The organism is Micromonospora sp. NPDC049114, from assembly GCF_040648635.1.
Lineage (GTDB): Bacteria > Actinomycetota > Actinomycetes > Mycobacteriales > Micromonosporaceae > Micromonospora.
The window spans coordinates 117,184-139,139 of sequence record NZ_JBEZEA010000007.1 but is presented as its reverse complement, the minus strand read 5'-3'; the positions used below and the strand labels follow the sequence as shown (position 1 = coordinate 139,139).

The 21,956-nt window shown below is 72.3% G+C and carries 20 protein-coding genes and 1 tRNA gene; 11 read left to right on the top strand and 10 right to left on the bottom strand.

What is annotated here, in order from left to right:
• Window positions 1-491 precede the first annotated feature (491 nt).
• A complete protein-coding gene (locus tag AB0B39_RS21040; RefSeq protein ID WP_357496512.1) occupies window positions 492-731 on the top strand; it encodes a winged helix-turn-helix domain-containing protein in 240 nt (79 codons plus the stop codon).
• A gap of 156 nt (window positions 732-887) precedes the next feature.
• On the opposite strand, the gene AB0B39_RS21035 is transcribed toward AB0B39_RS21040, so the two are convergent.
• The 6 genes from AB0B39_RS21035 to AB0B39_RS21010 all read right to left on the bottom strand — a co-directional run bounded on the left by AB0B39_RS21035 (window position 888) and on the right by AB0B39_RS21010 (window position 5,843).
• A tRNA-Val gene (locus tag AB0B39_RS21035) sits at window positions 888-962 on the bottom strand.
• 75 nt (window positions 963-1,037) lie between these two features.
• Entirely contained in the window at window positions 1,038-1,505 is a 468-nt protein-coding gene (locus AB0B39_RS21030; protein ID WP_357496510.1) for a peroxiredoxin, read from the bottom strand.
• A gap of 88 nt (window positions 1,506-1,593) precedes the next feature.
• Window positions 1,594-2,031, bottom strand: a complete 438-nt coding sequence (locus AB0B39_RS21025) for a DUF3052 domain-containing protein (protein ID WP_030330240.1) — start codon at window positions 2,029-2,031, stop codon at window positions 1,594-1,596.
• 112 nt (window positions 2,032-2,143) lie between these two features.
• Entirely contained in the window at window positions 2,144-4,642 is a 2,499-nt protein-coding gene (locus AB0B39_RS21020; RefSeq protein ID WP_357575128.1) for a thiamine pyrophosphate-dependent enzyme, read from the bottom strand.
• 51 nt (window positions 4,643-4,693) lie between these two features.
• The gene (locus AB0B39_RS21015) at window positions 4,694-5,098 is read right to left on the bottom strand and encodes a MarR family transcriptional regulator (protein WP_357496801.1); all 405 of its coding nucleotides are present in this window, start codon (window positions 5,096-5,098) and stop codon (window positions 4,694-4,696) included.
• A gap of 340 nt (window positions 5,099-5,438) precedes the next feature.
• Window positions 5,439-5,843, bottom strand: coding sequence for a YjbQ family protein (locus AB0B39_RS21010; RefSeq protein WP_357496506.1), 405 nt, complete (start codon window positions 5,841-5,843; stop codon window positions 5,439-5,441).
• Between the two features lie 227 nt (window positions 5,844-6,070).
• Between AB0B39_RS21010 and aceE the strand changes: the two genes are divergently transcribed.
• On the top strand, window positions 6,071-8,809 hold the full coding sequence (gene aceE / locus AB0B39_RS21005; RefSeq protein ID WP_357575127.1) for a pyruvate dehydrogenase (acetyl-transferring), homodimeric type: 2,739 nt from the start codon (window positions 6,071-6,073) through the stop codon (window positions 8,807-8,809).
• Between the two features lie 281 nt (window positions 8,810-9,090).
• Here the strand turns inward: aceE and AB0B39_RS21000 are convergent, their stop codons facing one another.
• Window positions 9,091-9,537 (bottom strand): SRPBCC domain-containing protein, encoded by a 447-nt coding sequence (locus AB0B39_RS21000; protein ID WP_234589259.1) that lies wholly within the window; start codon window positions 9,535-9,537, stop codon window positions 9,091-9,093.
• A 188-nt stretch (window positions 9,538-9,725) separates the two neighbouring features.
• Here AB0B39_RS21000 and AB0B39_RS20995 point away from each other — a divergent pair, with 188 nt between their 5' ends.
• From AB0B39_RS20995 to gltX, 3 genes are read left to right on the top strand one after another with little or no spacing between them, the layout of a single operon-like run.
• Window positions 9,726-11,075 carry a GH1 family beta-glucosidase gene (locus AB0B39_RS20995; protein WP_234589265.1) on the top strand — a complete coding sequence of 450 codons (1,350 nt, stop codon included), beginning with the start codon at window positions 9,726-9,728 and terminating at the stop codon, window positions 11,073-11,075.
• A complete protein-coding gene (locus AB0B39_RS20990; protein WP_234589266.1) occupies window positions 11,072-12,349 on the top strand; it encodes an MFS transporter in 1,278 nt (425 codons plus the stop codon). Before AB0B39_RS20995 ends, AB0B39_RS20990 begins: the two co-directional genes overlap by 4 nt.
• A gap of 51 nt (window positions 12,350-12,400) precedes the next feature.
• On the top strand, window positions 12,401-13,810 hold the full coding sequence (gene gltX / locus AB0B39_RS20985) for a glutamate--tRNA ligase (RefSeq protein ID WP_357575126.1): 1,410 nt from the start codon (window positions 12,401-12,403) through the stop codon (window positions 13,808-13,810).
• Window positions 13,811-13,981: 171 nt separating this feature from the next.
• Here gltX and AB0B39_RS20980 read toward each other — a convergent pair whose 3' ends face one another.
• Window positions 13,982-14,620: a copper resistance protein CopC gene (locus AB0B39_RS20980; RefSeq protein WP_357575125.1), complete on the bottom strand. Its 639-nt coding sequence runs from the start codon at window positions 14,618-14,620 to the stop codon at window positions 13,982-13,984.
• 241 nt (window positions 14,621-14,861) lie between these two features.
• On the opposite strand from AB0B39_RS20980, the gene AB0B39_RS20975 reads away from it, so the two are divergent.
• Window positions 14,862-15,512 carry a hypothetical protein gene (locus AB0B39_RS20975; protein WP_357496496.1) on the top strand — a complete coding sequence of 217 codons (651 nt, stop codon included), beginning with the start codon at window positions 14,862-14,864 and terminating at the stop codon, window positions 15,510-15,512.
• A 35-nt stretch (window positions 15,513-15,547) separates the two neighbouring features.
• Here the strand turns inward: AB0B39_RS20975 and AB0B39_RS20970 are convergent, their stop codons facing one another.
• Together AB0B39_RS20970 and AB0B39_RS20965 are read right to left on the bottom strand one after the other, a co-directional pair.
• Window positions 15,548-15,880, bottom strand: a complete 333-nt coding sequence (locus AB0B39_RS20970; protein WP_357575124.1) for a hypothetical protein — start codon at window positions 15,878-15,880, stop codon at window positions 15,548-15,550.
• A 105-nt stretch (window positions 15,881-15,985) separates the two neighbouring features.
• The gene (locus AB0B39_RS20965; protein ID WP_234589191.1) at window positions 15,986-16,525 is read right to left on the bottom strand and encodes a hypothetical protein; all 540 of its coding nucleotides are present in this window, start codon (window positions 16,523-16,525) and stop codon (window positions 15,986-15,988) included.
• A gap of 202 nt (window positions 16,526-16,727) precedes the next feature.
• Here AB0B39_RS20965 and AB0B39_RS20960 point away from each other — a divergent pair, with 202 nt between their 5' ends.
• From AB0B39_RS20960 to AB0B39_RS20940, 5 genes are all read left to right on the top strand, one after another.
• Complete coding sequence (locus AB0B39_RS20960; RefSeq protein WP_357575123.1) at window positions 16,728-17,930, top strand: histidine kinase; 1,203 nt, start codon at window positions 16,728-16,730, stop codon at window positions 17,928-17,930.
• A complete protein-coding gene (locus tag AB0B39_RS20955) occupies window positions 17,927-18,616 on the top strand; it encodes a response regulator transcription factor (RefSeq protein WP_357496488.1) in 690 nt (229 codons plus the stop codon). Before AB0B39_RS20960 ends, AB0B39_RS20955 begins: the two co-directional genes overlap by 4 nt.
• A 47-nt stretch (window positions 18,617-18,663) precedes the next feature.
• A complete protein-coding gene (locus tag AB0B39_RS20950; RefSeq protein ID WP_357496486.1) occupies window positions 18,664-19,965 on the top strand; it encodes a helix-turn-helix domain-containing protein in 1,302 nt (433 codons plus the stop codon).
• A gap of 78 nt (window positions 19,966-20,043) precedes the next feature.
• Window positions 20,044-21,000: an ACP S-malonyltransferase gene (locus tag AB0B39_RS20945; protein WP_357496484.1), complete on the top strand. Its 957-nt coding sequence runs from the start codon at window positions 20,044-20,046 to the stop codon at window positions 20,998-21,000.
• On the top strand, window positions 20,997-21,941 hold the full coding sequence (locus tag AB0B39_RS20940; protein WP_234589205.1) for a beta-ketoacyl-ACP synthase III: 945 nt from the start codon (window positions 20,997-20,999) through the stop codon (window positions 21,939-21,941). Before AB0B39_RS20945 ends, AB0B39_RS20940 begins: the two co-directional genes overlap by 4 nt.
• The last annotated feature ends 15 nt before the right edge of the window (window positions 21,942-21,956 follow it).

The window sequence follows — 21,956 nt, the reverse complement described above, 5'->3', positions numbered from 1 at the left end:
CGGGTCTGACACGGCCACTCCTCCGCACAGCCGCCGCACGTCCAGGCCGGCCTGACCGGGTGGTGAGTGGTCACGACGGGCCGTCCTGGCTGGGCCAGTGGCCGCGGTTGATCGGAATGCGGTGGCGGCTTCGACACGGCAGCTCGCCTCCGCAGCGGCAGATGCGCCGCCAATGCCGCCAGGACCAGACGGGCCGGTGACGGCGAGCCAAAGTCAGCGCCACCACCAAGACGTACTCGTCGTACGAGACTCGCTTCACCAGCTCGCCACTCCCGCTCGCGCCGTGGTCTGCCGTGCTGCCCAAGTCAAAGGACGCACTGCCGCCTCCTCGTGCCGCAGCAATCTGGAGGCGTGGATGCCCGAACGCGGGGACGCGCCGGACATCCACGCCGGCGAGGGCGGCCCACAGCGCCAACCGAGGGAATCGACCTCCTCGGCAACCTCCCACAGGTACCGTTGGGTAGTCAAGGGCTGACGTAGGTGGTCTACTCGTGTTGCCAACCGAGGAGAACCAGGTGCCACCGCGTTACCGCTACGAACAGATCGCCGACGACCTCGCCGAACGCATCGCGTCCGGCGAGTTCCAGCCCGGCTCCAAGCTGCCCAGTCGGCGGGAGCTGATCGAGCACTACGAGGTCACCGAGCCGGTGATCGACCGTGCCATGCAGGTATTACGGATCAAGGGTATGACTGAGACCCTGCCCGGCGTGGGAGTCTTCGTCGCGGAATAGCCGGGCCGTGAACTGCCGAGTCCGGACCTGCTCGCGCCAAGCTCATGCCATGCGGCAGGCGTTCGTCCGGGAAGCTCGACGGACGGCTGACCACCACTGCTGTCACCGCTCCGGAACTTATCTTCTCGGGGCGGCTTTGTGCTGCTGGGGAAGGGGTGGTGGGCGCGGCAGGTTTCGAACCTGCGACCCCCCGCTTGTAAGGCGGGTGCTCTCCCACTGAGCTACGCGCCCGGATCGCCCGTGTGCGGCGGGCCGGTGGCTGGCAAGCCTACCTGCTCGCCGCCGGCCCGGCCGCACGGCGTACCACTATCCGGCGGTCGCGTCGGCGATGGCCTTGCGCCAGCCCTGCTGGTCGCGGGCCTCGCCGGGGCCGTTCATCTCGGCGAAGCGGACCACGCCGGCCTTGTCGATGACGAAGGTGCCCCGGTTGGCGAAGCCGGCCACGTCGTTGAAGACCCCGTACGCCTGGGCGACGGCGCCGTGCGGCCAGAAGTCGGCAAGCATCGGGAACTGGTAGCCCTCCCGGTCGGCCCAGATCTTGTGGCTGTAGGCCGAGTCGACGCTGACGGTCAGCACCTGGACGTCGTCGTTCACGTACTCGTCGAGGTTGTCCCGCACCTCGGCCAGCTCGCCCTGGCAGGTGCCGGTGAAGGCCAGCGGGTAGAAGACCAGCAGCACGGTGCGCCTGCCCCGAAAGTCCGACAGGCGGACCTCCTGGTTGTTCTGGTCCTTCAGCACGAAGTCGGGCGCCTCGGCGCCAACTTCGATCGGCATGCGGACTCCTCGGGGTCGAGTCGGGGGATGACGCCAGCCTGCCACACCCGGCGGTGCGGACCGCCGGGCGCGAGGAAGCGATGGCGGGCTACTTCTTGGCCTTGGCCCCTCGGCGCAGCACCAGGCGGGCGCCGCTCCAGTCCCGGCCGGCGTTGACGGTAGAGGTCTGCTGGAGGCCGGCGGTGGGCGCGGACTCCGCGACCTCACTCGGCTCAACGTGCCCCTCGCGCCCCGCCTTCGGGGTGAGCAGCCACACGACCCCGTTGTCGGCCAGCGGGCCGAGGGCGTCGACGAGCAGCTCGAAGAGGTCACCGTCGCCGTCGCGGTACCACACCAGCACCGCGTCGACCACCTCGTCGGTGTCCTCGTCGACCAGATCTCCACAGCGGTCGGTCAGGGCGTCGCGGAGATCCTGGTCGACGTCGTCGTCGTACCCCATCTCCATGACGACCATCCCCGGTTCGATGCCGAACCGGTCCGCCAGGCTGCGTACCCCGTCGGCGGCCTGACCAGCGGTCGCGCTCACTGTCGCGTGCCTCCTCATTTCGTCAGTGCTCGCGGCGTCGGGCCGACGCCGTCAGGCAAAGTCCACACAGTTGCGCCTCTGCGCGCAAGTGGCGCACCGAGTGGAACGGAATTTACCGTGCCAGCAGCGTACGGGCACCGTCGGTAATGGCTTCCGGGGAGACCAGAACCTGACGCGCTGCCGGACCTAATGGTACAAAAGAGTCAACTCCGGCCACCCGCCGCGCGGCGCCCACATATCCGGCGTCGACCAGCGCGGCGATCACACCCTCGCCGACTCCGCCGGAACGGCGGGTCTCGTCCACCACCAGCACCCGGCCGGTCGCCGAGGACTCCCGGATGATGTCGGCCACCGGCAGGGGCGCCAGCCAGCGCAGATCCACCACGCGGGTGCCCACCCCCTCCTCGGCGAGGACGGCCGCGGCCCGCAGCGACATCCGCACCCCGTTACCGAAGGTGATGATGGTCAGGTCGTCGGACGAGCCGACCCGGTAGACCCGGGCCCGGCCGATCGGCACGTGACCGGCCACCCACGAGCCGGGCTCCGGATAGCCGGCCAGCCACTCCCCGTCACCCTCGGCATACAGGTCACGGGTGTGGTACAGCGCGATCGGCTCCAGGAACACGCAGACACTGCCGTCCACCGCCGCGCTCGCCAGGCAGGTCCGCAGCATGGGCGCGGCGTCGTCCGGCCGCGCCGGCACCGCGACCACCAGACCCGGCACATCCCGGAGTACGGCCACCGAGTTGTCGTTGTGGAAGTGCCCGCCGAACCCCTCCTGGTACGCCAGCCCGGCGACCCGCACGACCATCGGGTTGCGAAAGGCGCCCCGCGAGAAGAACTGCATGGTGGCGGCCTCGCCGCGCAGCTGGTCCTCGGCGTTGTGCAGGTACGCCAGGTACTGGATCTCCGGCACCGGCAGCATCCCGGCCAGCCCGGCGCCGAGGCCCAGCCCGAGCACCGACGTCTCGTCGAGCAGGGTGTCGAAGACCCGGGCCGCGCCGAACCGGTCCCGCAGGCCCTTCGTCACGCCGTACACGCCGCCCTTGGCGGCCACGTCCTCGCCGAAGACGGCCATCTGGGGGTGATCGAGCAGCCCGTCGGCGAGCGCCGCGTTGATGCTCTGCGCGAGGGTGAGCGGGCCGGCCAGCTCCGGCGGTTTGCCCCCGAACGCCTCCTCCCGCGCCGCCGAGCCCGGCCCGCTGGCCCGTGCCGCCGCGTCCGCCACCGCCCGCGCCACCCGCACCGGGCGGCGGGGCGCCAGCGTCGACACCACATCGGCGGCGGAGGTCAGCTTCGGCTCGCCCAGCACCTCCTCGGCCAGCCGGCGGACCTGCCAGCCGGTTTCGTCGTACCGGGCCAGCAGCTCCTCGGCCGTCGCCACACCGGCGTCGACGAGCTGCCGGGCGGTGGCGGCCACCGGATCCCGCGCAAGGTCCTCGGCCAGCTCGGCGGGGCTGCGGTACGCCGACTCCGCGTCCGCGCCGGCGTGGCCCATCAGCCGGACCGTGCGCAAGTGCAGCACGGCGGGCCGCCGGTGCCGGCGTACCCACGCCGCGGCCTCGCGCGCCACCTCGTACGCCCGCACCGGGTCGGCCCCGTCGGCGCTGAAGTAGTGGATGCCCGGTTTGGCGCGCAGCGTCGCCTCGACCCAGCCCTCCGGCGAGCGGACGCTGATGCCCAGCCCGTTGTCCTCGCAGACGAAGAGCACGGGGATGCGCAACCCGGCGTGGTCGTACCAGCCGGCGGTGTTGAAGGCGGCGGTGGCGCTGGCGTGGTTGACCGACGCGTCGCCGAACGAGCAGACCACGATGGCGTCCGGCGGCCAGGGAGCGTGCGCCGCCCCCGCTCCGCTGCCGACCCGCACCCCGGCCCCGGCACGCCGCCCGACGGTGTCCAGCCGGCGCAGCCGCTCCACGGCCAGCCCCATCCCGACCGCGCGGGGCAGGTGCGAGGCGATGGTGGAGGTGGTCGGCACGATCGCCAGGTCGGCGCGGCCGAACACCTTGTGCCGGCCGCCGGCGATCGGCTCCTCGCTGGAGGCGACCATGCCGCGCAGCACGTCGCGGGCGGCCTCGGCGTACCGCGCGAACGCGCCGGTGCTCGGCGCGGACCCGGCCGGCTCCGGCTCGGCGGCCGACTCCGGATCGTCGGCAGGCTCGCGCACGGTGGCCGACTCCCGGTCGGTGGCCCGCTGCGGGTCGGCGGCGGGCTCCCGGTCGGTGGCCGGTTCGGCGTCGGCGGTGTCGGTCGGCGCCGTGGCGTCGGCGACCTGGGCCGCCCGCACGCAGTAGAACGCCCCGGAGCGGTAGTGCAGCAACGCCGGGTCGGTGGGGCGCAGCGCGGCGGCGACCGCCGCGTTGCCCTCGTGCCCGGCCGAGCCGATGGTGTAGAAACCCTCCCCGAAACTGCGCAGCCAACGACCGGCGAGGTCGAGCTGGCGGCTGGTCACCTGCGCGTCGAACAGTTCCAGCAGGCGCGCGCCGGTCAGCGGGGCGTCGTCGGTGACCGGGTCGGCGGGGTCACGCCTCCGCTGCGTGGCAGGCAGCGCCGCCAGCGTCTCCCGGAACCGGTCGTCGAGATCTTGCGGGGTGGTCACGTCCGACAGCATTACCGACGCGGGCCATGCTCGCCCAGTGGGACACGGCCCGCGCGCGTCGACTCACGCCGGATCGCACGGCTCCGGGCAGCCGCCGTCGGACACCTTCCACACCAGGTCACGCAGGGTGGACAGCTCCTGGTCACTCAGCCCGGCCAGAAGTCGGGAGTCGGACATCACCTCGGCCACCCGGCCCCGCACACCCCGACCGTCACCGGTCACCACGAGCGTCTTCTGCCGGCGGTCGGTCGGGTCGGTACGACGCTCGACCAGGCCGGCCTGCTCCAGCCGGTCGACCAGCGCCGTCACGTTGGACCGGTCACAGCCCAGCCGATCGGCGAGGTCCCGGGCGGGCAGTGGACGGTCCGGGTCCAGCTCGTGCAACGCCCGGGCCGTGGCCGGGGTGAGCCCCAACTCGGCGAACTCGGTGCCCTGCCGGTGCCGCAGCGAGGCGGTCAGGTGTGCCATCCGGCGCACCACGTCGGCCGCGAGGCCGGCCCGGTCCACCGGTCGACCCGCCGCGGAAACCACCTCCGGTGCCACCGCCACATCGTACGCACCACGGCGAGGCCCAGCTCAACGACCAGATCCGCGCCCACCCGGAAGCGGCACACCATCAGTGAAAGTGCTGCCTCAGCACCCGCCGAGACAGCACTTTCCGGGTAGTTGCGCGGATCTTGAGGAGGCACAGCGGCGCGGCGCCCATGATCGCGCTGCAACAGGGAAGTAGTGGCCTCCCCCGCGGCACGACACCACTACAACAAGGATCGAGCACGATCTTGCCGGGGCGCAGCGGGGCGCGGCGGGGTCAGGCGGGGAGGAACGAGAAGCGGACCTGGCGGGTGGGATTGTCGCCGTTGGTGTCGACCAGGCAGATGGACTGCCAGGTGCCGAGGGCGAGCCGTCCGGCGAGCACCGGCAGCGTCGCGTACGGCGGGACGAAGGCCGGCAGCACGTGGTCCCGGCCGTGGCCGGGCGAGCCGTGCCGGTGCCGCCAGCGGTTGTCGGTGGGCAGCAGGGCGTCCAGGGCGGTGAGCAGGTCGTCGTCGGAGCCCGATCCGGTCTCGATGATCGCCAGTCCGGCGGTGGCGTGCGGCACGAAGACATGCAGCAGGCCGTCTCCCTCGCCGGAGACGAAGTTCTGGGCCTCGGCGGTGATGTCCCGGACGGCCGGCCGGGACCCGGTCTGGACGGTGATCACGTCACTGCGCATACGCCGGATTCTGCCGCAGCTCGGGCCGAACGTCGGCGTTGCCGCCAACAGGCGCGCGCCAAGAGGCACGCCAACCGGTACGGCGATCCGCGTCGGCCGTCGCGCTAAGTTACCGACGGGTACCTGTGTCGCTCATCGCGTCGGGGGGACCTAGACGTGACGACGGGTGCCACCAGGGGGCAGGATGGCGCTAGAGACCTATCCCACACACAACCGAGGGAACGCCTGTGGCTACGGAACGCAAGCGCCCGGTGATCAGCGACGGCCTACCGAGCCAGCTTCCGGACATCGACCCTGAAGAGACAAGCGAATGGGTCGAGTCGCTTGACGGTGTCATCGACGAGCGCGGCGCCAAACGCGCCCGCTACGTCATGCTGCGCCTGCTGGAGCGGGCCCGTGAGCGCCAGGTCGGGGTTCCGCCCCTGACCACCACCGACTACATCAACACGATCCCGCCGGAGCAGGAACCCTGGTTCCCGGGTGACGAGCACGTCGAGCGGCGCATCCGGGCGTACGTCCGGTGGAACGCCGCCATGCTGGTGCACCGGGCGCAGCGCCCGGAGATCGGCGTCGGCGGGCACATCTCCACCTTCGCCAGCTCGGCGTCTCTGTACGAGGTGGGCTTCAACCACTTCTTCCGGGGCAAGAACCACCCCGGCGGTGGCGACCAGATCTACTACCAGGGTCACGCCTCCCCCGGCATGTACGCGCGGGCGTTCCTGGAGGGGCGGCTCAGCGAGCACCAGCTCGACGGGTTCCGCCAGGAGCTGTCGCACCCAGGTGGTGGGCTGCCCTCGTACCCGCACCCGCGGCTGATGCCGGACTTCTGGGAGTTCCCCACCGTCTCGATGGGTCTCGGCGGCCTGAACGCGATCTACCAGGCCCGGTTCAACAGGTACCTGCAGCACCGCGGCATCAAGGACACCTCGCAGCAGCACGTGTGGGCGTTCCTCGGCGACGGCGAGATGGACGAGCCCGAGACGCTTGGCGCGATCGGTGTGGCCGCCCGCGAGGAGCTGGACAACCTCACCTTCGTGATCAACTGCAACCTCCAGCGGCTGGACGGCCCGGTCCGGGGCAACGGCAAGGTCATGCAGGAGCTGGAGGCGTTCTTCCGGGGCGCCGGCTGGAACGTCATCAAGGTGGTCTGGGGCCGTGAGTGGGACCCGCTGCTCGCGGCGGACACCGACGGCGCGCTGGTCAACCTCATGAACACCACGACCGACGGCGACTACCAGACCTACAAGGCCGAGTCCGGCGCGTACGTGCGCGAGCACTTCTTCGGCCGCGACGCCCGGACCCGCAAGATGGTCGAGCCGCTGAGCGACGACGAGATCTGGAACCTCAAGCGGGGTGGGCACGACTACCGCAAGCTCTACGCGGCCTACAAGGCGGCCACCGAGCACACCGGTCAGCCGACGGTCATCCTGGCGAAGACGATCAAGGGCTGGACGCTCGGCTCGCACTTCGAGGGCCGCAACGCGACCCACCAGATGAAGAAGCTGACGCTGGAGGACCTGAAGACCTTCCGCGACCGGCTCTACCTGGACATCCCGGACAAGGCGCTGGAGGACAACCCCTACCTGCCGCCGTACTACCAGCCGGGTGAGAAGTCCGAGGAGCTGGCCTACCTCAAGGAGCGCCGCGAGCAGCTCGGCGGCTACCTGCCGTCCCGGCGGACCAGCACCAAGCGGCTGACCATCCCCGGTCCGGAGCGGTTCGCCGACGTCAAGCGCGGCTCGGGCAAGCAGAAGGTGGCCACCACCATGGCCTTCGTCCGCCTGCTCAAGGACATCATGAAGGACAAGGAGTTCGGCAAGCGCTGGGTGCCGATCATCCCGGACGAGGCCCGCACCTTCGGCCTCGACTCGATCTTCCCGACCGCGAAGATCTACTCGCCGCACGGGCAGCGCTACACCTCTGTCGACCGGGAGCTGTTCCTGTCGTACAAGGAGTCGACGACCGGGCAGATCCTGCACGAGGGCATCAACGAGGCCGGTTCGGTCGCCTCGTTCACCGCCGCGGGCTCGGCGTACGCCACCCACGACGAGCCGATGATCCCGATGTACATCTTCTACTCGATGTTCGGGTTCCAGCGGACCGCCGACGGGCTGTGGGCGGCTGCCGACCAGATGGCGCGGGGCTTCCTGCTCGGTGCGACCGCCGGTCGGACGACGCTCAACGGTGAGGGCCTGCAGCACGAGGACGGCCACTCGATGTTGATCGCCGCCACCAACCCGGCGGTGGTCGCGTACGACCCGGCGTTCTCCTTCGAGATCGCGCACATCATGGAAGCCGGCCTGCACCGGATGTACGGGGACGCGCAGGAGAACGTCTTCTACTACCTGACGGTCTACAACGAGCCGATCCTGCAGCCGGCCGAGCCGGCCGGGGTGGACGTGGAGGGCCTGCTCAAGGGCATCTACCGCTACTCCCCGGCACCGCAGGTCGACGGCCCGAAGGCCAACGTCCTCGCCTCCGGCACGGGCATGCAGTGGGCGCTCAAGGCCCAGCAGCTGCTCGCCCAGGACTGGGGCGTGGCCGCCGACGTCTGGTCGGTGACCTCCTGGACCGAGCTGCGTCGCGACGCGGTGGAGACCGAGGAGTACAACCTGCTCAACCCGGGCGCCGAGGCCAAGGTGCCGTACGTCGCGCAGAAGCTGGCCGACGCGGACGGCCCGAAGGTCGCGGTCAGCGACTGGATGCGTGCCGTACCGGACCTGATCGCCCGCTGGGTACCCGGCGACTACACGTCGCTGGGCACCGACGGCTTCGGGATGTCGGACACCCGGCACGCGCTGCGCCGGCACTTCCACGTCGACGCCGAGTCGATCGTGGTCGCCACGCTGCGGCAGCTCGCCCGCAGCGGCGCGGTGCCGGCCACCGTGCCGGCCGAGGCCGCCAAGAAGTACGCGATCGACGACGTCAACGCCGCTCCCGTCGGGGAGACCGGCGGCGACAGCTGATCCAGCACGACCAGAAGGGCCCGGCGCCAAAGCGCCGGGCCCTTCCGCGTCCCGCTCCCACCGTCCACCGCGTGGATCCCGACTGACCCTCCACCGCGTGGATCATGGAGTTGTGGTGGGGGACGAAGCGGTGAAATCACCCTGTTCCGGGCACCACAACTCCATGATCGACGCGGTTCAGGGGCGGGGCAGGGGCGGGTACGGGTTGGCGGTGGCCGACGTTCCTGGTGGGGACGCCGGGCCACCGCCGGGGCGGGTGACGCCAGGAGGATGGGCGCTCGTCAGCCGACGGCGGCCAGGTCGGTGAGCCGGGCCAGCGAGTCCTCCAGGTCGGCGCCGACCCGACGCAGTCCGAGACGCAACAGGGCCGCCTTGACGGGACCGGCCGGCCAGCGGACGACGATGAGTCGGACGATCGTCCCGCCCTCCTCCTCGTCCTCGGTCAGCTGGACGTAGATCTCGGTGCGCGCCTCCGCACGAGCACCGGCACCCTTGGCCCGTTCCCGCCAGCCGATCAGCGTCGGCTCCTGATAGGCGATCACCTCGGCCTCATGCGCCGAACCGCGCCCCGCCTGGACCAGTTGCCGCCGCCCGAAGCCCTCTCCGGAGAGCACTTCGGCCGCGCGGACCCCCGCCAGCCAGGCCGGTAACTGCTCAGCCCGCTGTACGACGTCCCAGACCACTTCCACCGGCGCCGCCACGTGCGCACTGCGTTCCACGAGGATCATTTCCGTCTTTCCTCCAGTGAGGACATCCCACGATATCGGCACTCTATGCGCTAAATCGGACTTACACGGACGGGTTAGGAAAAAGACACGCCGATCAACCATTGCGGATTGCGCCAACCCGGCCTATGGCGCATTCATCGACAGCGCCCTAGAGTCCCGAACACGTTTCACGTTGACCGGGAGGGCGCATGCCTACCGCACCGATTCCCGAGTTCCCCGCCGGCTTCCGCTGGGGCGTCTCCACGTCCGCCCACCAGATCGAGGGCGCCACCACGGCCGGCGGACGCGGACCGTCCATCTGGGACACCTTCGCGCGCTCCCCCGGCCGGATCAGCGACGGCAGCAGCGGGGAGATCGCCTGCGACCACTACCACCGGTACGCCGAGGACGTGGCGCTGCTGGCCGGTCTGGGCGTCTCCGCCTACCGGTTCTCGATCGCCTGGCCCCGGGTGCAGCCCAGCGGCAGCGGCCCGACCAACGCCGCCGGTCTGGACTTCTACGACCGCCTCGTCGACGAGCTGCTGGCCGTCGGCGTCGACCCGGTGGCCACCCTCTACCACTGGGACCTGCCCCAACCCCTGCAGGACGCCGGCGGCTGGCTCAACCGCGACACCGCCGCCCGCTTCGCCGACTACGCCGAGCGGACCGCCGCCCGCCTCGGCGACCGCGTCCGGCTCTGGATCACCCTGAACGAGCCGTTCATCCACATGAGCCTCGGCTACGGCATGGGCGTGCACGCCCCCGGCGAGATGCTGCTCTTCGACGCCTTCGCAGCCGCCCACCACCAACTGCTCGGGCACGGGCTCGCGGTCGCCGCGCTGCGCGGCAACAGCGCCAGCCCGGTGGCGATCGCCAACAACTACTCCCCCGTGCGGGTGCTCGGCGACAGCGACGCCGACCGGGCCGCCGGGGCCGCGTACGAGGCCCTGCACAACCGGCTCTTCACCGACCCGCTGCTCGGACGCGGCTACCCGGATCTGCCCGGTCTCGACCCGAGCGTCATTCACCCCGGCGACCTGGACACCATCGCGGCGCCCATCGACGCGCTGGGGGTCAACTACTACAACCCCACCGGCGTACGGGCCGCCGAGGAGGGCTCGCCGCTGCCGTTCGACCTGGTGCCGCTGGAGGGCTACCCGCGTACCGCCTTCGACTGGCCGGTCGCCCCCGACGGGCTGCGCGAACTGCTCGGCTGGCTGCGGGACACGTACGGCGACGCGCTGCCGCCCATCGAGATCACCGAGAGCGGCTGCGCGTACGACGACGTACCCGACGCCGACGGACAGGTCGCGGATCCGGAGCGCATCGCGTACCTCGACGGGCACCTGCGGGCGGTCCGGGCCGCCATCGACGACGGGGTGGACGTCCGCGGGTACTTCGTCTGGTCGCTGCTGGACAACTGGGAGTGGGCCGAGGGGTTCACCAAGCGCTTCGGGCTGGTGCACGTCGACTACGCCGACCAGAGGCGTACCCCGAAGTCGTCGTACACCTGGCTGCGGGACGTGATCGCGGCCGCGCGGGAGGGTTCGGCGCGGTGACCACCCTCGACCCCACACCGGCGTCGCTGCCGGCGGCGCTCGCCGAGCCGATCGTGCCGGTGCGACGCGGCTGGATCGGTCTGGTCTTCGCGGCCAACCTCGGCGTGTGGATGGCGTTCTTCACCCCGATCCAGGTGCTGCTGCCGCAGCAGATCGAGCGGATCGCGCCCGGCGACAAGGAGACCATGCTGGCGGTGGTCACCGGCCTGGGCGCGCTGGCGGCGGTGCTGGCCAACCCCCTGGCGGGCGCGCTGTCCGACCGGACCTGCCTGCGGATCTTCGGCCGGGAGTTCGGTCGTCGGCACGTCTGGACCGCCGGCGGCGCGGTGCTCGGGGCGGCGGCGCTGGTGCTGCTGGCCCAGCAGCGGACCATCCTCGGGGTCGCCGTCGGTTGGGTCGCCGCCCAGGTCTGCTTCAACGCGATGCTGGCCAGCCTCACGGCCGCCATCCCGGACCGGGTTCCGGTGGCGCAGCGCGGCGCGGTCTCCGGCTGGGTGGGCATGCCGCAGGCGCTCGGGCTGGTGCTCGGCGCGGTGCTGGTCACCGCAGTCGTCACCGGCAACGCCGCCGGCTACGTGGCCATCGCGGTGGCCATTCTGGTGCTGTCGCTGCCGTTCGCGCTGCTCACCCCCGACGACCGACTGCCCCGCGCGCACCGCCCGGCACTGCGGGCGCGGGCGCTGTTCGCCTCGATGTGGATCAGCCCGCGTCAACACCCGGACTTCGCCTGGGCGTGGATCACCCGGTTCCTGGTCCAGTTGGGCAACGCACTCGGCACCCTCTACCTGCTGTACTTCCTCACCGACGGGGTGCACCACCCCGACCCCGAGGGCGGCCTGCTGGTGCTGATCCTGCTCTACACGCTCGGCATGATGCTGACCGCGGTGGTGGCCGGCCGGCTGTCGGACCGCTCCGGGCGGCGCAAGGTCTACGTGATCGTCTCCGGCCTGATCATGGCGGTCGCGGCGCTGCTGCTCGCCGTCGCGCCGGTCTGGCCGATGGCCATCGTCGCCGCCCTGCTGCTCGGCGCCGGCTACGGCGTCTACCTCTCGGTGGACGCCGCCCTGATCACCCAGGTGCTGCCCCGGGCCACCGACCGCGCCAAGGACCTCGGCGTGATCAACATTGCCAACTCCGCGCCGCAGGTGCTCGGCCCGGCTCTCTCCGCCCCGCTCGTCGTCCACCTGGGCGGCTATCCGACCCTCTACGCGGTCACGGCCGCGGTCACCCTGGTCGGCAGCGCCCTGGTCGTCAAGATCCGCTCGGTGCCCTGAGTCGGGGGGCCGTGGCCAAAAGCGGTCGCCGGCCGCCGTAGGCTGGGGGACGTGACGGTACGTGTGCGCTTCGCCCCCTCCCCGACCGGTATGTTCCACGTCGGCGGCGCCCGCTCGGCGCTGCAGAACTGGATCTACGCCAAGCAGCAGGGCGGGGTGTTCGTGCTGCGCATCGAGGACACCGACGCGGCCCGCAACAAGCCCGAGTGGACCGAGGGCATCCTCTCCGCGCTGGACTGGATCGGCATCTCCCGGGGCAGCTACGAGGGGCCCTACTTCCAGTCGGCGAACGCCGGCGAGCACCGGGCCGCCGCCACCCGGCTCTACGAGTCGGGCCGGGCCTACTACTGCGACTGCACCCGCGAGGACGTGCAGGCCCGTACCGGCTCGCAGTACCAGGGCTACGACGGCTACCACCGCGACCTCGGTCTCGGCCCGGGGCCGGGGCACGCGCTGCGCTTCCGTACGCCCGACGAGGGCACCACAGTGGTCGTCGACCTGATCCGTGGTGAGCCCACCTTCGAGAACAAGCTCATCGAGGACTTCGTCATCGCCCGCGGCGACGGCTCGCCGGTCTTCCTGCTGGCCAACGTCGTCGACGACATGACCATGGGGATCACCCACGTCATCCGGGCCGAGGAGCACCTGCCCAACACCCCCAAGCAGCAGTTGCTCTGGGACGCCCTCGGGGTCAAGCCGCCGGTCTGGGCGCACGTGCCGGTGGTGGTCAACGAGAAGCGGCAGAAGCTCTCCAAGCGCCGCGACAAGGTCGCCCTGGAGGCGTACCGCGACGAGGGCTACCTCGCCGGCGCGATGCGCAACTACCTGATGCTGCTCGGTTGGGCGCCCTCGGGCGACCGGGAGATCGTGCCCTGGTCGGTCATCGAGGACGAGTTCCGGCTGGAGGAGGTCAACCCCTCCCCCGCGTTCTTCGACGAGAAGAAGCTGCGCGCCTTCAACGGGGAGTACATTCGGGCGCTGCCGGTGCCCGAGTTCATCGACGCCTGCCAGCCGTGGCTGACCGGCACCGGGACCCTCGCGCCGCCGCCGTGGCAGCCGGAGGAGTTCGACGCCGACGCCTTCGCCGCCGTCGCGCCACTGGCCCAGACCCGGATTGCCGTGCTCAGCGAGATCGTGCCGAACGTCGACTTCCTCTTCCTGGCGTCGCCGCTGATCGACGAGGCGGCCTGGACCAAGACCATGAAAGACGGCTCGGCCGACCTGCTGGACGGCGCCGTCGCGGCCTTCGAGGCGCTGGAGTCCTGGGACGCCGAGTCGCTGAAGTCGACGCTGGAGGCGGTCGGCGCCGAGCGCGGCCTCAAGCTCGGCAAGACGCAGGCGCCCGTCCGGGTCGCGGTCACCGGCCGCACCGTCGGCCTGCCGCTGTTCGAGTCGCTGGAGGTGCTCGGCCGCGAGCGCACCCTGACCCGGATGCGCGCCGCCCGGCTCCGCCTGCCCTGACAGTCCGACCGGCAACGGGCCGGCGTAGTACCTGCGCGTCGCCGCCTTTGCTCTGCTTCAACCCACGCAACACCCGGTGTCCGAATATCGGACGCGAAGTGTTGCCTCCGCTGAAGCAGAGCAAAGGGACACGCGGACACCCCGTTCACCGGGCCTGCGGCGATCGTTTGATCAGTGCGCCCGGTTCCTGCGACGGAACACCAGGCCGGCGGCGAGAGCAGCGAGCAGCACCAGGCCGCCGAGCGCCCAGAGCCACCAGCGGCCACCGGAGTCGGACCGCTCCGAGGCCGCTGGCACAGCGGACGCCGTTGAGCTGCCCGTCGGCGCCGATGGCGGCCCGACCGAGGACGGGTCGACTCCCGAGGGCCCGACCGAGGGCGAGCCGGTCGGCGCTGCCGCCGGGCCGGTGCCGCCGGCCGAGGGGCTGGCGGACGGGTCGGCGGCAGTGCCGGTGGTGAGGGTGAACCGCACCTCGCCCTTGATCGGGTGGCCGTCGCTGGACGCGAGCTGGTAACCGACGATGTAGAGCCCGGCCGCGCCCGGCTTGAACGGCACGCGTACGCGGCTGCCGTCGAAGGTCGGCTGCCCGCCGGCGACCACATTGTCCGGTCCGGTTATTGTGATCTTCGTCGTAGCGGGGGCCGGCTTGGCCAGGAACCGAAGCTCGACCCGGGCGGGCGCGGTGGCCACCCGGGCGCCGTCGCGCGGATCGCTGCCGGTCAGCGAGTTGTGCGCGGCGGCCGGTGTCACCGGGGCCAGCAACGACACACCGAACGCCACGCCGAGCACCACTGGCACAACCCGTGCCATTCGTGTAACCCTGCCCCCCATGAACCCCTCCGTAAGGGTACGATCCGCCCGCTGATCAAACAGCTCCTCATTAGTCGAGCAGAGATCGCAGATAGTTCCAAATACTGTTCCACACGCTGCATTTCATCGACGTTCTGCGGAGTCTGTAAGAGTGGGGCCGACCGCCCGGTCGGTGTCGTCACCGGCCGACCGACCCGGACGTCACAACGAAGCCATCCATCGAACGGGGCGAGGAGGCGGGATGGTCCGACAGATGAGGCGCTGGGTCGCCGTGCTGGCGGGCACGCTGGCGGCGGCACTGCTGGCGCTCGGCACCGCCGGCCCGGCCAGCGCGGCGCCCAAGCCGGCGCCCGCCGGTGTGGACATCACCGGTGAAGGGCTCACCGAGCCGCTGCGGCTGCGGCCGGACACCCAGCCCACGCACGTGGTGGCGGTCATCGACCAGGTCAACTTCTTCGCCCGTAACGGCATGCCGACCGGGCCGAAGGCAGCCGACCTCGGTCCGAAGTACACGGTAGTGGTGCTCGCTGGTGAGACGCCGAAGCAGACGTACGACCTCTACCCCAAGGCGGCCGGCGGCCCGCGCGTCTACCGTCCGGCGAAGCAGCCGGACGGTCGCAAGACCAGCGCCGGCTGGTTCCTCGGGCGGCTCAGCATGTCCGAGACGTTGCGCACCGCCGGGGTGCCGCTGGAGCGGCAGTTCGACACGGTCAGTGGCGGCGTGGGTGGCGGCGAGCGGGTGCTCCCGGAGGACACGATGGACCCGGCGCGGGACATCGACGAGGCGCTCGGCGAGTTGCAGCGACTGCTGCTGCTCAACGTCGCGGTGATGCTGACCATCACGGTCGGTCTCGCCGGGATCGCCCTGCTGATCCGCCGCCGGACCCGCTGACCCACCGGCGGCGGGTCAGACCCGCCGTCGCGCGGTCAGCACCAGCGGCGCGGCGGGCGCTCCCGTCGGGTGGCCCGCTGACGCGGCCGGACCGGGCCGTGTCGGTGCGCCCCCGCCCACCCGGGCAGTTCGCTGCGGCAGCCAGTGACGTCGTCCGGCTCGGGCGGCGCCGGCTCGGTGGCCCGTTGGCGTGGCACGGCCACGTCGTCGTCGGCCCGCTCGGCCGGGCGACCGCCGGTCGAATCCGCCGGGTGCGCCGACGCCCCGCCGACCGGCCGGCGCGGCTTGCCCGCCGCCTGCGGGTCGTGGTGCCCCAGCCGGCAGGGCTCGCCCTGGGCGCAGCCGTGCTCGGCCTCCCCGTGCGCCATCCCCGGTCTCCTCACGCTCGCACTCACGCGCAGGGGCGCTCCCCCCGACGTGCCCTGCCACCGTACTGGCCGGGACCGACGGCCTGTGCACGGCGTACCCCGGGGTCAGCGCTTCGGGCGGCGAGGGAACAGCGTCTCCCAGACCGGGAAGGCGACCAGCCAGATGAGGATCACGACGGTGAGGCTGCGGATCCAGTTGCCCAGTTCACGGGTTCGTTCCGCGTCGTTCACCCAGATGATCGCCGCGCCGAGCAGGCCGCACGCGACAGCCCAGCCGAGGAGCGCCTTGGCCCACTCCCGCCACTCGTGGCGGGCGCGGGCCCAGCCGTACCGGGGAGGCCGCACCGGCGGCGGGCCACCGGCGAACCGGTGGGCGAAGCGCTGGTCCGCCCAGCGCACCATCGAGTGCCCGAAGGCCACCGAGAAGCCGAGATAGGCGGCGGCGAGACCGTGACTGACCCCTGCGGTAGCGCCGCGGCGCAGGTCGATCACCGACGCGGCGAGCAGGGCCAGATCCACCAGCGGTACGCAGACCAGCAGCGCCGCGCCGAGGCGGGGCCGGCGCAGCGGATAGCGGGCCACCAGCCCGGCGCCCAGCAGCACCCAGAACGCGATCTCACAACCGATGATCACCGCGACCACCATGGCGACCTCCCCCCGTCGTCGCCACCCAGCGTCGCCGATCGACGGGGCTCGGGCCTCGACGCCGCAGACGAGATCGTGGTCCTCCCTTCGACGGACCAACCCCGCGGGCGCGCTCGACGTACCCCTTTCGGCGCATGTCGGAGCCGGCGGGCTCCTTCCCCGGTCGGAGTCGGAGGGTCGACGGCTGTGGTGGGATCGGGGCATGCGACCGCCACCCTGGCTCGGCTCCGGCACGGCCGGCCGGGACCTCACGCTGGCCGGCGCGTCGCTGGTCGGCGGCCTGGTGCTGTACGGCCTGGGCATGCAGCCGCAGATCGTTCCGCATCCGGACGTGCCGCCCGCGCTGTTCCTGGCGCCGCTGCTGGCGGTGTGCGTGGCCGTCGGTTTGCGTCGGGTCGCGCCCCGCACCAGCCTGGCGGTGGGGACCGGGGCGCTCGTGGTGGACACGGCGCTGGGCAACTCGCTGGGCACCGTCGTGATCTACACGCAGGTGCTCTACGACGCCTGCGTGTACGGCCCGCCCCGGCTGTGGCGGTGGCTGCTGGGGATCACCGCGACGCTGAGCGCGATCGGGACGGTGGCCGGCGTGCTCGGCTTCGGGCAGTGGCGCGGGGCGGCCGTCGGGGTGCCGGTGGTGCTCGCCGGGCTGCTGCCGGTGCTGACCGGGATCAGCGTGCGGCAGTACCGCGACCAGGCCGCCGCCGAGCGGGCACGGGCCGAGCAGACCGCCCGGCTGGTCGAGTTGGACCGCCGCCAGGCGGTCGGCGCCGAACGGGCGCGGATGGCCCGGGAACTGCACGACGTGGTCGCCAACCACCTGAGCGCCGTGGCCATCCACGCCACCGCCGTGCTGTCCGTACCAGGGCTGGAGCGTGGCCAGGTGGAGTCGGCGTTGCGGGTGATCCGGGAGAGCAGCGTGCAGGGCCTGGCCGAGATGCGGCAGATGATCGAGCTGTTGCGCGAGCCGGAGGCGGGTGAGCGGAGCACGGCGGGCGTGGTCGGCGCGGTGCCGGAGGCGGTCACGGCGCGGCTCGCCGAGGCGGACGGGTTGATCGAGCGGATCCGTGCGGCGGGCCTCGCGGTACGGGTGCACACCGACGGCACGCCGGGTCCGCTGCCGGTGGGGGTCGACCTCGCCGCGTACCGGATCGTGCAGGAGTCGCTGACCAATGCCCTCAAGCACGGCACGGGCGAGGCGGAGCTGACCATCGCGTACCGGCCGGCGGAGGTGGTGCTGACTGTGGAGAACCCGGTGCGCCCGGACGGGTCACCGCTGCCGGGCGCCGGGGCCGGGCTGATCGGGATGCGGGAGCGCGCCGCGCTGCTGGCCGGCCGGTTCACCGCCGGGCCGCACGACGGCCGCTGGCAGGTCCGGGCCGCGCTGCCCACCGGGGAGGGCGGGTGACCGCGCCGGCGCCGGGCTCGGGCGACGCCGCCCCGGTACGGGTGGTGCTCGCGGACGATCAGCCGGCGGTACGGGCGGGGCTGGCCCTGATCCTGGGCGGCTCGCCGGGCATCGAGGTGGTCGGCGAGGCGGCCGACGGCGACGAGGCGGTCCGGCTGTGCCGGGAGGTACGCCCCGACGTGGCGGTGCTGGACGTGCGGATGCCGCGCCTCGACGGGATCGCCGCGACCAGGGCGATCGTCACCGACCAGCTCGCCGACGTGCTGGTGCTGACGACGTTCGACCTGGACGAGTACGTCTTCGGCGCGCTGCGCGCCGGGGCGTCCGGGTTCCTGCTCAAGGACACCGACGCGGCGGGGCTGGTGGCGGCGGTGCACACCGTGGCGCGCGGTGAGGGGTTCATCGCCCCCTCGGTGACCCGTCGTCTGATCGCCGCCTTCGCGGCCACCGCGCCCGGTGCCTCGGCGGCCACCCGGTCCGCGCTGGACACGCTGACCCCGCGCGAACGCGATGTGCTGGCCTGCCTCGGCCTGGGCCTGTCCAACCAGCAGATCGCCGACCGGTTGGCGCTGGCGGAGAGCACCACCAAGACCCACGTGAGCCGGATCCTGGCGAAGCTGGACCTGCGCAGCCGGGTGCAGGCGGCGATCCTGGCCCAGGAGCTGGGCCTGCCCGCGCCACCGTGACCCCTGCGCCGGGACCGGCCGTCCCGGGAGCACCGACCGGTGCCGGCGTGGATGGCCTGCTCACGACGTGTCAGGCTAGGGCGGTGAGTACGCCCGAGGGTGGGGAGCTGGCGGCCACGCTGCGCCGGATCGAGCGTTCGGCGGGAGCGCTGGCCACCGCCAGCGTGGCCCGGATGGACGAGACGCTGCCGTGGTTCCGCGCCCTGCCCGCCGACCAGCGCTCCTGGGTGATGCTGGTGGCCCAGGCGGGCGCCCGGTCGTTGGTGCAGTGGCTGCGCGACGGCGGCGGCACGGCGGACAGCACCCAGGAGGTCTCCGACGAGGTGTTCGCCGCGGCGCCGCAGGCGCTGGCCCGGTCGATCACCCTCCAGCAGACCGTGGCACTGATCAAGGTGACCATCGACGTCGTCGAGGAGCAGGTGTCGCAGCTGGCCGCCGAGGGCGAGGAGCAGTTGCTGCGCGAGGCGGTGCTGCGCTTCTCCCGGGAGATCGCGTTCGCCGCCGCCCGGGTGTACGCGCGGGCCGCCGAGTCACGCGGCGCGTGGGACGCCCGGTTGCAGGCGTTGCTGGTCGACGCGCTGCTGCGCGGTGACTCGCCGGACGTCCTGGCGAGCCGGGCCGCCGCGCTGGGCTGGGCGGACGCGCCGCCGGTCGCGGTGGCGGTCGGCCGGTCCCCCGGCGGTGAGGTCTCCGCCGTGCTGCACGTGGTGTACCGGCAGGCACGGCGGATCGGCGTCGAGGTGATCGGCGGGGTGCACGGCGACCGGTTGGTGATCGTGCTGGGCGGCGCGGCGGATCCGCTGAGCGCCACCGGCAAGCTGCTGGACGCGTTCGGTGACGGCCCGGTGGTGGTCGGCCCGGCCGTACCCAGTCTGGATGAGGCGACGGAGTCGGCGCGGGCCGCGCTGTCCGGTTTCCGGGCGGCGCCGGCGTGGCCGACCGCCCCCCGGCCGGTGCCGGCCGCGGACCTGCTGCCGGAGCGGGCCCTCGCCGGCGACGCGGAGGCGCGTCGCCGGTTGCGCCACGACGTGTACGCGACGCTGGTGCGCGCCGGTGGCGAGTTGCTGGAGACGCTGGACGCCTTCCTGGCCGCCGGTGGCACACTGGAGAGCGCGGCGCGGGCGCTGTTCGTGCACCCCAACACGGTGCGGTACCGGTTGCGTCGCATCGCCGAGGTGACCGGCTTCTCGCCGCTGTCGCCGCGGGACGCGTTCGCCCTCCAGGTGGCGTTGACTGTCGGTCGGCTGGATCCGGTGGTCCCGGTGGTCACGGCGGTCCCGACCCAGACATTGACCCCGGCCGCCCGGAAATCCACCCAAAGCAGTGATGATCCCCGCCGATCTTTGTGAGAAACCTCCAAAGGTTCTAGTGCGGTTTGGTGGGCCTCGGCACAGCGCTACCCACGCGTATCCGGGAGAGTCATAGGCGTGCTCGCCGTACTTAGTCCCGGCCAGGGTTCCCAGAAACCCGGCTTCCTGACCCCCTGGCTCGACCTGACCGGCACCGAGGCGCGACTGCGCTGGTTCTCGGCGCTGGCCGGGGTGGACCTGGTGCATCTCGGCACCGCCGCCGACGCCGAGGAAATCAAGGACACCGCCCGCACCCAGCCGCTGCTCGTCGCGGCGGCGCTGCTCGCCGCCGAGCACCTGCCGCTGGACGCCGTGACGCTCACCGCCGGCCACAGCGTCGGTGAGCTGGGCGCCGCGGCGGTGGCCGGGGTGCTCTCGGCCGAAGCCGCGGTCACCCTCGCCGGCATCCGGGGCCGGGAGATGGCCGCCGCGTGCGCGCTGGAGCCGACCGGGATGGCGGCCGTGCTCGGCGGCGACCCGGACGAGGTGCTCGCCGCGATCGACGCGCACGGGCTACACCCGGCCAACCGCAACGGCGCCGGCCAGATCGTCGCCGCCGGCGCGCTGGACGGGCTGGACAAGTTCGCCGCCGACCCGCCGGCGAAGACCCGCGTCATCCGACTCCAGGTCGCCGGCGCGTTCCACACGCCGTACATGGCCCCGGCCGAGACCGCGCTGGCCACGGTCGCCGCCGGGATCGCCCCCGCCGATCCGGCCCGTCTCCTGTTGTCGAACCTCGACGGCACCGCCGTCACCGACGGGCAGGAGCTGGTGCGCCGGCTGGTCCGCCAGGTCACCGCCCCGGTGCGCTGGGACCTGTGCATGCGCACGCTGGCCGAGCGCGGCGTGACCGGCGTGATCGAGCTGCCCCCGGCCGGCACCCTCGCCGGTCTGGTCAAGCGGGAGCTCAAGGGCGAGGGCGCCCCGGAGATCGTCACCCTGAACACCCCGGACGACCTGCCGGCCGCCCGGGACCTGATCGCCCGCCACGGCACGCCGGGCCAACCGCTCGCCCCCATCGGAGGACACTCATGACCGGCAGTCGCATCGTCTCGATGGGGCACTACCAGCCATCCCGGGTGGTGACCAACGACGACATCGCCCAGCTCGTGGACACCAACGACGAGTGGATCCGCGACCGGGTCGGCATCGTCACCCGGCGGATCGCCGACAGCGAGACGGTGGCCGACATGGCCGCCGCGGCCGCCGGCAAGGCGCTGGCCAACTCGGGGCTCACCGCCGCCGACATCGACCTGGTCGTGGTCGCCACCTGCTCCTCGATCGACCGCAGCCCCAACGTGGCCTGCCGGGTCGCCGCGAAGCTGGGCATCGCCGCGCCGGGCGCGTTCGACGTCAACACCGCCTGCTCGGGCTTCGCGTACGCCCTCGGCACCGTGGACCACGCCATCCGGGCCGGGGCGTCGCGCAACGCGCTCGTGATCGGCGCCGAGAAGCTGTCCGACTTCACCGACTGGACCGACCGCTCCACCTGCATCATCTTCGGTGACGGCGCGGGCGCCGCGGTGGTCACCGCCACGGCCGACGACGAGCCGGCCGGCATCGGCCCGGTCGTCTGGGGCTCCGCGCCGGAGAAGAGCGAGGCGGTACGCATCGAGGGCTGGCGCCCGTACATCCAGCAGGAGGGCCAGTCGGTGTTCCGCTGGGCCACCACGGCGATCGCGCCGCTGGCTCTGCAGGCGTGCGAACGGGCCGGGGTCGACCCGTCGGAGCTGGCCGCCTTCGTGCCGCACCAGGCCAACGCGCGGATCATCGACGGCATCGCCAAGCGGCTCAACATCCCCGACGCGATCATCGCGAAGGACATCGTCGAGTCCGGCAACACCTCGGCGGCGAGCGTGCCGCTGGCCCTGTCGAAGCTGGTCGAGCGTCGGGAGGTGCCTTCGGGCGCCCCGGTGCTGCTGTTCGGCTTCGGCGGTGGCCTGACCTACGCCGGTCAGGTCGTCCGCTGCCCCTGAAACCCCCTCGGGCGC